Origin of the sequence: Paenibacillus sp. FSL M8-0334 (assembly GCF_038000405.1) — a bacterium.
Classification (GTDB): Bacteria; Bacillota; Bacilli; order Paenibacillales; family Paenibacillaceae; genus Paenibacillus_AQ; species Paenibacillus_AQ campinasensis.
The window spans coordinates 2,304,211-2,317,739 of sequence record NZ_JBBOCH010000001.1 but is presented as its reverse complement, the minus strand read 5'-3'; the positions used below and the strand labels follow the sequence as shown (position 1 = coordinate 2,317,739).

The 13,529-nt window shown below is 50.9% G+C and carries 15 protein-coding genes and 1 riboswitch; of the genes, 14 read left to right on the top strand and 1 reads right to left on the bottom strand.

Annotation, left to right across the window (positions count from 1 at the left end; translation table 11 throughout):
* The first annotated feature begins 45 nt into the window (after positions 1-45).
* The 7 genes from MKX64_RS10130 (at position 46) to rsmI (ending at position 5,182) form a co-directional block, all read left to right on the top strand.
* On the top strand, positions 46-375 hold the full coding sequence (locus MKX64_RS10130; protein ID WP_006207400.1) for a cyclic-di-AMP receptor: 330 nt from the start codon (positions 46-48) through the stop codon (positions 373-375).
* Positions 376-529: 154 nt separating this feature from the next.
* A complete protein-coding gene (locus MKX64_RS10125; RefSeq protein WP_095399168.1) occupies positions 530-973 on the top strand; it encodes a YaaR family protein in 444 nt (147 codons plus the stop codon).
* Between the two features lie 123 nt (positions 974-1,096).
* Complete coding sequence (gene holB, locus MKX64_RS10120; protein WP_341035719.1) at positions 1,097-2,083, top strand: DNA polymerase III subunit delta'; 987 nt, start codon at positions 1,097-1,099, stop codon at positions 2,081-2,083.
* Between the two features lie 59 nt (positions 2,084-2,142).
* Positions 2,143-2,943, top strand: coding sequence for a PSP1 domain-containing protein (locus MKX64_RS10115; protein WP_095267665.1), 801 nt, complete (start codon positions 2,143-2,145; stop codon positions 2,941-2,943).
* A 32-nt stretch (positions 2,944-2,975) separates the two neighbouring features.
* Complete coding sequence (yabA, locus tag MKX64_RS10110; protein ID WP_095267666.1) at positions 2,976-3,347, top strand: DNA replication initiation control protein YabA; 372 nt, start codon at positions 2,976-2,978, stop codon at positions 3,345-3,347.
* Positions 3,348-3,527: 180 nt separating this feature from the next.
* On the top strand, positions 3,528-4,295 hold the full coding sequence (locus MKX64_RS10105; protein ID WP_095267667.1) for a tRNA1(Val) (adenine(37)-N6)-methyltransferase: 768 nt from the start codon (positions 3,528-3,530) through the stop codon (positions 4,293-4,295).
* Positions 4,292-5,182, top strand: coding sequence for a 16S rRNA (cytidine(1402)-2'-O)-methyltransferase (rsmI, locus tag MKX64_RS10100; protein ID WP_095267668.1), 891 nt, complete (start codon positions 4,292-4,294; stop codon positions 5,180-5,182). The genes MKX64_RS10105 and rsmI overlap by 4 nt, the downstream gene beginning before the upstream one ends.
* Before the next feature lie 409 nt (positions 5,183-5,591).
* Here the strand turns inward: rsmI and MKX64_RS10095 are convergent, their stop codons facing one another.
* The gene (locus MKX64_RS10095; protein ID WP_006207408.1) at positions 5,592-5,846 is read right to left on the bottom strand and encodes an AbrB/MazE/SpoVT family DNA-binding domain-containing protein; all 255 of its coding nucleotides are present in this window, start codon (positions 5,844-5,846) and stop codon (positions 5,592-5,594) included.
* Positions 5,847-6,169: 323 nt separating this feature from the next.
* Here MKX64_RS10095 and MKX64_RS10090 point away from each other — a divergent pair, with 323 nt between their 5' ends.
* The 7 genes from MKX64_RS10090 (at position 6,170) to veg (ending at position 13,410) form a co-directional block, all read left to right on the top strand.
* Positions 6,170-7,459: an HD domain-containing protein gene (locus MKX64_RS10090; RefSeq protein ID WP_095267671.1), complete on the top strand. Its 1,290-nt coding sequence runs from the start codon at positions 6,170-6,172 to the stop codon at positions 7,457-7,459.
* A 116-nt stretch (positions 7,460-7,575) separates the two neighbouring features.
* On the top strand, positions 7,576-8,364 hold the full coding sequence (locus MKX64_RS10085; protein ID WP_095267672.1) for a TatD family hydrolase: 789 nt from the start codon (positions 7,576-7,578) through the stop codon (positions 8,362-8,364).
* A 184-nt stretch (positions 8,365-8,548) separates the two neighbouring features.
* A riboswitch (cyclic di-AMP (ydaO/yuaA leader) is annotated at positions 8,549-8,761 on the top strand.
* A 266-nt stretch (positions 8,762-9,027) separates the two neighbouring features.
* Positions 9,028-10,236 carry a 3D domain-containing protein gene (locus MKX64_RS10080; protein ID WP_095267673.1) on the top strand — a complete coding sequence of 403 codons (1,209 nt, stop codon included), beginning with the start codon at positions 9,028-9,030 and terminating at the stop codon, positions 10,234-10,236.
* A gap of 198 nt (positions 10,237-10,434) precedes the next feature.
* Complete coding sequence (gene rnmV, locus MKX64_RS10075) at positions 10,435-10,989, top strand: ribonuclease M5 (protein WP_095267715.1); 555 nt, start codon at positions 10,435-10,437, stop codon at positions 10,987-10,989.
* On the top strand, positions 10,986-11,870 hold the full coding sequence (gene rsmA, locus MKX64_RS10070; RefSeq protein ID WP_095267674.1) for a 16S rRNA (adenine(1518)-N(6)/adenine(1519)-N(6))-dimethyltransferase RsmA: 885 nt from the start codon (positions 10,986-10,988) through the stop codon (positions 11,868-11,870). The genes rnmV and rsmA overlap by 4 nt, the downstream gene beginning before the upstream one ends.
* Positions 11,871-11,940: 70 nt before the next feature.
* A complete protein-coding gene (gene yabG / locus MKX64_RS10065) occupies positions 11,941-12,837 on the top strand; it encodes a sporulation peptidase YabG (protein ID WP_095267675.1) in 897 nt (298 codons plus the stop codon).
* Between the two features lie 297 nt (positions 12,838-13,134).
* Positions 13,135-13,410: a biofilm formation stimulator Veg gene (veg, locus tag MKX64_RS10060; protein WP_095267676.1), complete on the top strand. Its 276-nt coding sequence runs from the start codon at positions 13,135-13,137 to the stop codon at positions 13,408-13,410.
* Positions 13,411-13,529: the final 119 nt, after the last annotated feature.

Here is a 13,529-nt window from a genome sequence, read left to right as displayed (position 1 = left end):
GGCATGGCGCTTTAAGCTGCCAAAAAACGATAAGGAGGATTTGCAATGAAATTAATTGTTGCGATTGTACAGGATAAGGACAGCAACCGTCTTTCCGCCGCGCTGGTGAAAGCGAATTTCCGGGCAACCAAACTCGCAAGTACAGGTGGCTTCCTGAAGGCGGGCAACACCACCTTTATGATCGGGGTCGATGATTCCCAGGTTGAAAGCGTACTGAGCGTCATTCGCACCAGCTGTAAAGTTCGCGAGCAGCTCGTCACGCCGGTTACCCCGATGAGTGGAACGACAGATTCCTACTTGCCGCTTCCGGTTGAAGTGCAAGTGGGCGGCGCAACAGTATTTGTCCTCCCTGTCGAGAGATTTGAGCACTTCTAAGAGAAAGTTCTTAGGTTCTGTTGTTCGACCTATATAGATTGAACTAGGGAATAACAGCATCCCTCCTGTATAGGGAGGTGGGCACCCAGCATGATGATTGTTTTCTTTGGTTCAGTCTATATAGCATTTTTTATTATATAGGCGGTGGATTGAGTTGAAGATTAATCCGGGCTTCAGGCCCATCAAAAGTGAATTAACCGTCCCGGATAATACCGCTAAACCCGTGCAGCAGAAATCCTTCTCGGATATGATGCGTCAGCAGGGGGAGAGGGCATCCCATGAGGAACTGACCCGCCAGATGCGGGAGATTGCCCTGCAGGGCGATCGCCTGCTGAAATCGATGAATGTCCGGGAACTGAAGGCTTATAAGCAAATGGTGCGCCGATTCCTGGAAGAGACCGTCCGTCGCGGGGTCAAAATGAAAGAGACGCGAGGCTGGGACCGCAGAGGACGAGGCAAGCGTTACAATATTATTGATGAGATTGATTCGGTTCTGCTCTCCATGGCGGACGAGCTTCTGGATACGGAGCAGGGAAGAATTGATTTGCTTAACAAGGTCGGCGAAATTCGCGGCATATTGATTAATCTGGTATTTTGACAACATACGCATTTTGATAGAACCATTATACCGGGTTCGCGTTCCTTGGCTCGGACAAAGATATGAACAAGCTCTAGAATCAGAAACAAGAACAGGTATTGAACATAGAAAGTGAGAGGACTTATGTCTTTTAATGATATATTAGGTCAAGAGGCTGCCAAGCAGCTGCTGCAAAGCGCTCTTCGCCGTCAGGCGGTCAGTCACGCCTATCTGTTCAGCGGCCCGAAGGGAGCGGGACAGGCGGATATGGCTGTCGCTTTTGCCAAAGCGTTGTTCTGCACGGAGCTTGAAGACGATGCCTGCGGGCAATGTCTTGAATGCCGCAAGGTCGAGCATGGCAACCATCCCGATCTGACGATGATCGGTCCGGATGGCGCCAGCATTAAGATCGACCAAATCCGTGAGCTTCAGCGCTTATTCTCGTATCGCTCGGAGCATCGCAACCCGAAAGTGTATATTATTGAGCAGGCGGAGAAGATGACAACGCAGGCGGCCAACAGCTTGCTGAAGTTTCTGGAGGAGCCGCAGGTTCCGGTCGTCGCCATTCTGATCGCCGAGAATGGACAGGCACTGCTGCCGACCATCCAGTCGCGGGTACAGAAGGTGCCTTTCCGGGCGCTTCCACCGCAAATGATGGAGCAGATGCTGGTGGGCGAGGGGTACCCTCACGCGCTTGTGCGCTGCGCGGTTCAGCTTGCATCCGGACTTGAGGGGTGCAGGAAAATATTGAACGAGAATTGGTTTGCAGAAATTAGAAACGTAGTGTTACAATTAGGGAAGGAGTCTTTGAACCGAAGCGGCTCTGCGATCATTACCGCGAGTCAGAAGGTGTTCAAAACCGAACTCTCGGAGCATCTGGATATGATGTTCAGTTTGTTCCATTTATGGTGTAAGGACATGATCCATGTCCAATACGGAAGGAAAGAGTCTCTCGTTTTCATAGATCAGGCGGAGTATATCTCTGGTCATGCGTCAGCCCGCAGCACAGCACAGTGGGTATCCTGTATGGATTTGGCCGCAGAGTGTCAGAAGAAGTTACGCTATAATGTCAATGGACAGCTCTGTTTGGAGCAGCTGTTGATCGGCTTGGGCGGTAACACTCCGGCGTGAGCGAAACCCCCAGGCGCGCGAATACGGGCCTAGATGTACAGGCACAAGGGGGTTTATTTTTGTACAGTGTAGTAGGTGTCCGCTTTAAGAAAGCGGGCAAGATATATTACTTTGATCCACTCGATCTTCCGGTGGAGAAAGAGCAATCCGTCATCGTAGAGACGGCTCGCGGCATTGAATATGGTCAGGTTGTTATTGGTAAGAAGCAGGTGGGTGAATCCGATGTCGTCCTTCCGCTGAAGAAGGTCATCCGCATTGCCGGCGATTCTGATGCCCGTGTGGTTGAAGAGAACAAGCAGGCGGCTAAGGATGCATTTACAACCTGTTTAAATAAAATTCGGGATCACGGATTAAAAATGAAGCTGGTGGACGTGGAGTTCACGTTTGACCGCAACAAAATCATTTTTTACTTCACAGCAGAAGGCCGTGTGGACTTCCGTGAGCTGGTCAAGGATCTGGCCAGCATATTCCGGACAAGAATCGAGCTGCGACAAATCGGCGTACGGGATGAGGCCAAAATGCTTGGCGGCCTTGGACCTTGTGGACGCGTACTGTGCTGTTCTTCATGGCTCGGAGATTTTGAACCGGTATCGATCAAGATGGCGAAGGATCAAAGCTTGTCGCTGAACCCTACCAAAATTTCCGGGCTATGCGGAAGATTGATGTGCTGCCTGAAGTTTGAGCATGATAATTATGAAAGTGTCAAGGAAGAGCTTCCATCCGTCGGGAAATTGGTTGTCACCTCGCTTGGGGACGGCAAAGTGGTCGGACTCAATGCGGATAAACGAACCGTTCATGTTCAGCTGTTTGAGATCGGTAAGGTCAAGGAACTTCCAATGGATGACGTTGTAGTCAAATAGACAAATACAATGTTTGTTTTCGGGGTGTAGTCTTGGAGAAGAAAAACATTTTTGCGCTCATTCAAGAGATGGAAACACAGATGGGACATATGCACAGTGAACTCGGTGGACTCAAGCTGGTCATCAAGGAACTGCTGGAAGAGAACCATCGCCTCAGCTTTGAAAATGAACAGCTCCGAAAGATATTAAAAAGGGAAGCTGATCCGGCAGAAGCGACCCATCCGATTGCTCCGAACCATCCGCAGCCGAACAAGGCTGAGGAGCATGGGGAAGATGTGGTCGGGGAAGGTTATGATAACCTGGCCCGGCTGTACCACGAAGGCTTCCATATATGCAATGTCTATTACGGGCATTTGCGTACGGAAGGGGATTGCCTGTTCTGCCTGTCTTTTCTGAATAAATGAGAAAGCCGTAGGAGAAAAACGCCTACGGTTTTTTTCTCAGGTTGCAAGGTTATACTGTATGGATGCTATATGGATGCTGAAGCAGGCAGCTGCTCCATCACTCCAGATCACCTGCGTGTACCTAGCGCCTTCCTCCTGGCCGAGGTGCCGGAACTATCAATGCTAAAAAGGAATGAAATTATGAAACTGAAACAAATCAGCCTCCAGCCGTCCGAGCGCATCGACGATCTGCTCACCCATGAGCTGGGCATCATTCAAAGTGAAGAAGTGTTCAGCTTCTCCATGGACGCGGTTTTGCTCGCCCGCTTTGCCAGCATCCCTCGCCGCGGCCGAATCCTGGATATGTGCACAGGCAATGGGGTCATTCCCATTCTGCTCTCCACCCGCACCTCAGCGCCGATCGAGGCCATTGAGATTCAGCCGAGGCTGGCGGATATGGCACGGCGAAGCGTGGAGATGAATGGGCTAGAGCAGCAAATTACGATCCGCGAGGGCGATTTAAGGGAGCTGTATAAGGAAACCGGCTATGGCGCCTATGATGCGATTACCGTCAATCCGCCTTATATGCCGATGAACGGCAGTGATGTGAAATTGAATCCATACCAGGCCATAGCCAGACATGAGATTCACTGCACATTGGAGGAAGTGATTGAGGCAGGTTCACGTCTGCTGAAGCAAGGCGGCAAAATGAGCATGGTTCACAAGCCGCTCCGTCTTGCGGAGATTATTACGCTGATGAGCCGGTATCGAGTTGAGCCGAAGGTGATCCGCTTCGTGCATCCTAGGGCGAATATGGAGGCCAACATGGTGCTGATCGAGGGCATACGGGATGGCAAGCCGGAGGTTCGACTGAAGCCGCCGCTGATCGTGTACAACGAAGAGGGCCAATACTGCGACGAATTTATGGATATTTATTTTGGATCGTATAAGGATGATGAAGAGGAATGAAACCAATCGTTCAAACGAGCTTTGCTCAAGCCAATCAAGGGCAGCATCCGGGCGGCAGCCTGTATTTGGTGGCCACGCCGATCGGCAATCTGGAGGATATGACATATCGGGCGATTCGGACGCTGCGGGAGTGTGATATTATTGCGGCGGAGGATACGCGGCAGACGCGAAAGCTGCTCACGCATTTTGATATTCCGGCCAAGCAGCTGTTCAGTTATCATGAGCATAACAAGGCTGCCAGCGGTCCTGAAATCATACGCTATATAATAGAAGGAAAAAATGTGGCGCTGGTCAGCGATGCCGGTCTGCCAGCCATTTCCGACCCCGGTTCCGACCTTGTCAGACTGGCGATTGCAGACGGAATTCCGGTCATTCCGATCCCCGGCGCGAACGCTGCGCTTTCGGCTTTGATCGCATCGGGATTGCCGACCGAAAGATTCACGTTTATCGGGTTTCTGCCCCGTGAACGAAAGGATGTGATGGAGCAGCTGCAGGGGCTGGGGGCCGCGAGTGGGACATTGATTTTTTATGAATCTCCGCACCGGGTCAAACGAACATTGGAACTGCTTAAGGAGGCGCTGGGCGACCGCAGCATTGCGCTGGCCCGGGAATTGACCAAGCGTTACGAAGAATTTGTCCGGGGGACGGTAAGCGAGTGTCAGCAATGGCTCGAGGAGCACCCGCCGCTCGGCGAATATTGCATCGTCGTGCAGGGCGCATCCATCGAGGATGAGCTGCGTGAACAAAATGCCTGGTGGCAGGAGCTGTCGCTTGAAGAGCATGTCGCCCGCTATGAGCAGGAGGGCATGAGCCGCAAGGATGCGATGAAACGGACTGCCGGCGACCGGGGCGTATCAAAGCGGGATGTGTACAACGCATTGTTGTAGCATGGTGTTGTAAGCGTGGAGGGCATCGTTTTTTGCATCGCGCGCAGCTCCCCGTGCGCGGTGTCTCGCTGCATGACTCAAGTCGGAAGACGAATGGGTCATGGGCAGGGACGGTCAGCAGAACAGGCCGCAGCGTAGCGCAAGGACATAAGGGGTATTTATAATAGAAGAAATCCAATTTTTCCAAGAATATTATTCGTTTCCGGGGTCTGACAACCGGCAGCGCCAGAGGCTCCGGAACAAGCGGTGGAAGGGGCTCAACAGACAGAAAAAGCGGAGAAGCGCCGGTTTGTCCGGCATGATCAAAAAAAACCTTCCTGCGGCCGGGTTCATAGCCGAGGAAGGCACAAGGAGATATGAAAAAGGTTAGAATTAACAAAGTGAATATACTTATTATATACTATTATTTTTAATTTGTCACAGGTGTAGGGATCTCAGAAATACATTCGTGACATACAATTTTTCCTTTGAAATAAGTCACGTTCTCAGCATTTCCGCAGAAGATGCAAGCAGGCTCGTATTTCTTGAGCATGATCCGCTCACCGTCTACATAAATTTCAAGAGCGTCCTTCTCGCCGATTCCGAGTGTGCGGCGCAATTCAATCGGAATAACAACCCGTCCCAGCTCATCGACTTTTCTTACAATTCCTGTTGATTTCATCATAACTTATAATAGCCCCTCTCGCCATAATTTAAAAAAGTCATAATTCGACATAGTTCTATCTTTTATGTTATTTATAGTACCAACGATTCCCAAAACAGTCAACCTATATTTTTGAAAAATCGGAACCTGTTTACGAAAATATAGTGTACTGAACCCTTGTACTTACGACAAAGTTACTATTACAGGACCTGAAAAGCGCCTGATTTCCTGGATGTCGATTTGGAAGGCGTGATTTTACTTATTTCGACACTATTCGACATTAAGTGTCAAAAAAAGTGCTTATCGGCCAAAATGAACGATAAATGAGAAGGAGTTGAGGAAGGATGCTGTCTCCAATATCGGAAGAAAAAGTATTTAAAGACCCGGTTCACAATTATATTCATGTCCAGGATGATATGATCTGGCGTCTCATCAATACGCCGGAGTTTCAGCGGCTGCGCCGGGTGCGTCAGCTCGGGACGTCGTATCTGACCTTTCACGGGGCAGAGCATAGCCGATTTTCGCATTCGCTTGGGGTATATGAAATTACACGGAAAATTATTTCGCAGTTCGAGCGCAGAGGGTATACGGATTGGCCGATGGACGAGCGTATGGTAGCATTATGCGCGGCTCTTCTCCATGATCTAGGTCACGGTCCCTTTTCCCACTCGGTGGAAGAAGCGTTTGATATGGATCACGAAGATTGGACATGCAGAATTGTGCTCGGAGATACTTGTGTGAACGAGGTGTTGCGGGAGGCTGGCGATGACTTTCCAGAGAAGGTAGCCTCCGTCATTCGCAAGACGTATGACAAGCCGATCGTAATGAATCTCGTGACAAGCCCGCTGGATGCGGATCGTATGGATTATTTGCTCCGCGATGCGTATTATACCGGGGTTAATTATGGCACGATTGATATTGACCGGATTTTGCGGCTGCTGCGTCCGTTTCGTGATCGCATCGTCGTCAAGGAATCAGGGATGCACGCTGTAGAGGATTACCTGATGTCCCGGTATCAGATGTACTGGCAGGTATACTTCCATCCGGTGACGCGAAGCTCCGAAATTATTTTGCGACAGATCTTCCGCAGAGCGAAGGAGCTGCATAGCCAGGGATACCGATTTAAGTTCATGATCGAGCCGCTGCCGTCCCTCTTTGAAGGTTCGCTATCCGTCCGCCAGTATTTGCAATTGGATGAAGCGTTGATCCAAACGGCATTTCTGCAATGGACCGCCGAGGAGGACAAGCAGCTTAGCGAATTATGCGGTCGATTCATGCACCGGAAACTGTATAAATACGTGGAATTTGACATGATGGACGAGTCTTTCATCGACGATATTCGCGAGGCATTCCGGCAAGCAGGCCTTCATCCGGAATATGACCTTGCCATTGATTTTCCGACCGATCTTCCTTATGATAGGTTTCATTCGGGCATGCCTTCGAGCGAGAAGCAGATCCTGCTGCTTGATCGTCATGATCAATTGCGGGAAATCTCGGAGGTATCGGAGATTGTGCGCTCTATAAGCGGGATTCACCAAGGGCGTTATCATCTGTATTTCCCGGCGGAAAAAGTGAAGGATGCGCTTGACCGCATGCCTAAACATATCACAGATATTTTCAGACAAAGCTTGTAAGATAGATTCTGGCTGCGCTAGAAATCTCGGCGTTCCCCCTTATACTTTTAAACAGATCGGGGGCAGGCAAAGCAAGTTTGCGACAAAAAGCAACCCAAAGGAGTGGAAATGACGCGATGCTGTTCGACACACATACCCATCTGGATGCGCATCAATTCGACGAGGACCGGGAGGCCGTCATTGCCCGGGCGCTTGAAGCGGGCGTATCAAGAATGATCAATATCGGTTTTAACCGGGAGACCATTCCGACAACGATGAAGCTGGCGGAGTCCTATGACTTTATTTATGCGGCCGTTGGCTGGCATCCTGTAGACGCGATTACGATGAAGGACGAGGATCTGGACTGGATCGCCTCGCTCTGTGCTCACGAGAAGGTGGTTGCGATCGGAGAGATCGGCCTGGACTATCACTGGGACACCTCCCCGAAGGAGGTTCAGCACCGCGTGCTTCGCCGGCAGATTGGCCTTGCGCGTGAACTCGGCATGCCGATTGTCATTCATAACCGGGATGCGCATGAGGATATTGTGAAGATTTTGCGGGAGGAGAAGGCGTCCGAGGTAGGCGGCGTGATGCATTCCTTCTCAGGGAGCTGGGAAACGGCAAAGCTGTGCCTCCATATGGGCTTTCATATTTCCTTTGGCGGGCCGATTACGTTCAAGAATGCCAAGCAGCCGAAGGAGGTTCTTGTTCAGGTTCCGATGGATCGTTTATTGATCGAGACGGATTCGCCGTATTTGACACCGCATCCGTTCCGGGGGAAGCGAAATGAGAGCGGATATGTTAAGATGGTGGCCGAGGCTGCTGCCGAATTGAAAGGAATTACCGTGGAAGAACTGGCTGAGATTACCACGAGAAATGCTATGGAACGATTTTCCATTAAACAAAATCCGGAGCAAAAGCGGTGAAAAAGAGAGTATTTGCGATTAATTAAAGATTTTTTAATACAAAAGAGGTTGATATTACAATATTTTAACCATTTACTTCGAAAAATGTGGTTGATTGTTGCTTTACAACCTGCATGTAAACAGGATATCATCTTTTCAGTGATAAGAAGCTGCCAAGATTTCGAATCTGCAGCGGACCATTTCATGAACCGTCTCGCTTAATCCCTGCTTTTTGGGGAACGGGGGAACCGATACAGCTTTATGCATCCGCGGGATGCCGGGCCGTATTTGATTTCAGTAATTCGAGTCTTTGGGGTGAATTGAACGGACTTCGCCATGAGCGAAGCTCCCGACATAGGGCGTCACTCTTACGTCCAAACCCGACAGCTAACTCCGTAAGCGAAGTAAGAGGGGAATTCTCGTGCACACCTTTTCCATGATTATTGTCATCAGGAAGCCACGTTAGAGCCTCTAGTACTCTTTCAAGGGCTTCTTTTGTTTTTGAATATTGGAGAGGTGATCGTCATACTGTTGGTAAACAGGAGGTGACGAAGCATGGACGGGAAGACGGGGATTGACGCAGGGCGTTTAGTAGCAGTTCGCTCTGTGGGAAAATTTGCTATAGTCACGTCAAATGCATTTCATGCGTTGTCAGACGGCGGGACTATGAAGGAGGATGGAATAGTGGGCGTTTTTCAATCTGAGAAGACCCATGAATCACAATCATCCAGCATGTCTTACGCATTACGATGGAAGCATGAAAATTTGCGTCAATTGGTGTTGCTTGGCACCATGGGTGCCATCACCGTCTCATTGCTCGTGTCGCTGGTTGTTCATGATCAGACGGGTAAGGAAGTTCATCTTGTGGTTGATGGTCGAGTGACCAAAGTCGAAACGCGTGGTTCCCTGCTTCAAGAAGTGCTGGATGAGCAGGCGATTACGTTGAACCCGCAGGATCAGGTGTCGATGCCCCTGAATGGAGCGATTCAGGACGGCGACCGGATCATTATCGAGCGTGCGGTTCCAATCCAAATTACAGTTGACAGCAAAACTCAAACGCTGTTCACCACCCAGAATACGGTCGCTGATGTGCTCAAGGAAGCTCGCATCACGGTCGGGGTAGATGATAAAGTTGTGCCATCCGAAGACACGAATTTGTCCGGTAACATGGATATCCGTGTCATCCGCGTCACGAAACAAACCGTTCAGGAGCCGGAAAGCCGCACCTTCCGCGTGATCAAGACGGCGGACCCTTCTCTGGTCAAAGGCGATAACCGCGTCATTCAACGCGGCGAGAACGGGGTGCTGATTCATCATTACGAGAAGGTATACCATGACGGAAAGCTCGTTTCCAAGACGAAGATCGGTCAAGAGGTAGAACGGAGAACGAAGGATAAGATTATTGCAGTCGGCACCAAGAAGGCTCCGGAGCCGGAGATCGTCGAGGAGCAGACCGTTCAGACGGCTGCTGTGAATGTTAAGGCTACATCTGCGAAGCTGGCCACCGCGAAGAAGGCGCCAGAAGCCAAGGCAGCGGAGAATAACAATAATGTCGTCTCCAAAGCCGGTGTTGATTTTAAATATACCAAGGTGTTGAACAATGTATCCATGACCGCCTATTCCTCGGAACAGCCGGGCATCGGGACACGTACCGCTTCGGGAACCCGAGTGACCGAGGGCCGTACGATTGCAGTTGACCCTAACGTCATTCCGATCGGCTGGTGGGTATACATCGAAGGACTGGGCTTCCGCCGCGCTGAAGATACTGGCGGCGCGATCAAAGGCAACAAAATCGACGTCTATTATGATTCGCTGAATGCAGCCATTAATTTCGGGCGCAAAAACGGGCGTACCGTCTATGTCATCGGCCCGGTAAAACCGAATGTCAATTAACCTGGACCAGCCATAATTCCAATTTACTTTGCCATGATAATGCTATACTATGTAGCTTATAATATACATTGACGATAAGAAGAGGATGATCATCCTCTTCTTTTATTTTGTGATTTGGACAGCTTGGCACCGGCTGGAATGAACGATGTGCCGGAACGCCATCTGGCGGATGCGAAAGAGGAAGGAAGATTGTATCGTATGATCAAGGAAGTTATCGTGGTGGAAGGCCGGGATGATACGGTTGCGATCAAGCGGGCGGTTGAAGCCGACACGATTGAAACCGGCGGCTCGGCCATTAACCAGCATACGCTGCGCCGGATCGCGCTTGCCAAGGAGCGGAGAGGCGTCATTATTCTGACTGACCCCGATCATGCAGGCGAGAGAATCCGGAAGATTATAGATCGGCATGTGCCTGGCTGCAAGCATGCCTTCATCCCGGAGGAAGATGCGACCCGCAAAGGGGACATCGGGGTGGAGAACGCATCGCCGGAGGCTATTAGAAGGGCGCTTGAACGTGTGCATACGTCATTTGAAGGCAGAGAGAGCCAGATCAGTATGGACGACCTGATTGACGCCGGGTTAACGGTTCATCCGGATGCAGCCCAGCGGCGCATGCAGATGGGCAATCTGCTGGGGATCGGCTATTGCAATAGCAAGCAGTTTTACAAGCGGCTCGGGATGTTCCAGATTACACGTGAGGAATTTGCAGCTGCGCTGGCGAAGCTGGATGAAGGAGGCTTGGAGTCATCATGACGCGAATCGAAGATATTTCAACACCAAGGCGAACGAAGGAGATCATTCAGCGCCACGGCTTTTCCTTCAAGAAGAGCCTCGGGCAGAACTTTCTGATCGACCAGAACATTCTGCACAAGATCGTGGAGGCTGCCGAGCTCGATGAAACGAAAGGGGCGCTGGAGATCGGACCGGGGATCGGGGCGCTGACAGAGAAGCTGGCGCAAACCGCTGGCGCGGTCACCGCGGTCGAAATCGACCAGCGTCTCATTCCGATCCTGAAGGAAGTGCTGGAGCCGTACGGCAACGTTCGTGTCCATCACGGCGATGTGCTCAAGGTGGATCTGCACGAACTGTTTCGTACGGATTTTGCGGACAAGGCCAAGGTCAGTGTGGTGGCCAATCTGCCGTATTATGTGACTACCCCGATTCTGATGAAGCTGCTGGAGGAGAAGCTCCCGCTGGAGAATATCGTCATCATGATCCAGAAGGAGGTCGCAGAGCGAATGGCTGCCTCTCCGGGAAGCAAGGATTACGGGAGCCTGAGCATCGCGGTTCAGTATTACAGCGTGCCGAAGCTCGTCTGTACGGTTCCGCATACCGTATTCATTCCACAGCCGAATGTGGAGTCAGCGGTGATTCGGCTTGAAGTCCGCGAGGAGCCGCCGGTATCGGTGCCGGATGAAGGGTTCTTTTTCGAAGTGGTACAGGCTTCATTCGCCCAACGGCGCAAGACGATTGCGAACAATCTGAAGAGCCGCTTCTTCCCGGAGAAAGGGCGAGAGCGGCTGGAGCAGCTTCTGGCTGAAGCAGAGATCGAGCCGTCCCGGCGCGGGGAGACACTCAGCATTGAGGAGTACGCGCGGCTTAGCCGCGTTCTGTACGAGGCTGGCATCCGTTAACGCAGTTAATTTGAATCCGGCATGAACCAATCACCGCTTATGCCCATACCATAGGGTAGGGGTGATGTTGATGAACTTGGGAGATTTGGTCGTTCGTAAATCCTACGGCGGCGATATCACGTTCCGGGTGGAGGATGTACGGCGGGAGAACATCATCATTAAAGGGACAGAATTCAGGCTGCTGGCTGATTCGCCGGCTGATGATCTGGTCAAGGCGCCGTATCCCGCTGTAAGCGAACGAACAAAGCAGGCACGGATTAAGGCCAGCGAGTCATTAAGCCGCCTGGAGAAGCATAAGCAGGAACAGAGTGAGCGTCAGCTGGCCAGCCTTCGGAATGAATGGGGCCAGAACGTGGATAAAGGTTATTTTGACGTGCCTGGAAAGGTTCTTCATCTGGATGGAGACCCCCAATATTTGAAAAAAAGCCTGGCACTGTACAATCAGCTTCGGGTACCGGCGGAAGGGCATTACGTCAATGAATCGGCCATGGCGGATGTGCTGTACCATATGCTGCCGCGGGTAAGGCCCGACATTGTCGTCATCACAGGCCATGACGGTGTGCTCAAGCGCAGACAACCGTACAATCTGTACAGTCTCGACAGTTACAAAAATTCGCAAAACTTCGCTTCGGCGATTCAGGTCGCGCGTCAATATGAACGCAATATGGACTCCCTGATCATTGTGGCAGGGGCATGCCAGTCTCATTTTGAGGCGCTACTTCAGGCGGGCGCCAACTTTGCAAGCTCTCCAGGCCGCATTCTGATCCATGCGCTGGACCCGGTATACGTGGCTGCAAAGGCCGCTTACACGTCCGTCAGGGACACGGTGAACATAACCGATATTATTCACCATACCATTAGCGGCAGCCAGGGGCTCGGAGGTATTGAGACGCGAGGCAGCTACCGCATCGGTCTGCCGCGCCTTCAGGACCTGTCCACCTTGAAGGTGACGCCAACGGTCAATTAATTGCACAAGGGGGCCAAGAATGGCTCTAATACAGCCCTGGAACCTAGGAGCGATCCTGAAGCGCGGGCTGCGAGGAATTTGATTTCCTTGCAGCCCGCGCTTTTTTGGCATGGGCCGATGAGGATACATAATTGAAGCAAGAATGGTGCATATTAATCAAAATGGAAGTCGCGGTTCATCTTTCGAAAAAAATTCATTGACAATACATTTTTGATGCTGATATAATTAAATATTTTTGATTTGACATTTGCCCCCGGTATCATATATAATGGACAAGGAAAGAGGTGGTCGTCGACAATGGCTAAAAACGCGCTGTTGGAAATCAAACGCAGTCTCGATGCCCATTTAGGGCAAAAAATTACCCTTCGGGCTAATGGTGGTCGCCGTAAGACCGTAGAGCGCACTGGTGTTTTGGAAGAAACGTACCCTTCTGTTTTCATTGTAAAGCTGGACCAGGACCAGCAAACCTTTAAACGCGTATCCTACAGCTACGCTGATATTCTCACGGAAACTGTAGAAATTATGGTGACTGGCGATGACAGCCAGATGCGAATCACCTATATCAAGTCCTAAACTTCATGTTTTAAAGGAAGCAGCTCTCTTTGCGGGGCTGCTTTTTGTTGCCATACAGCTGCCTGCCGCATGAGGGCGGAGTGCGGCGAGCATAATATAAAAGCGCGATCTTCACACCT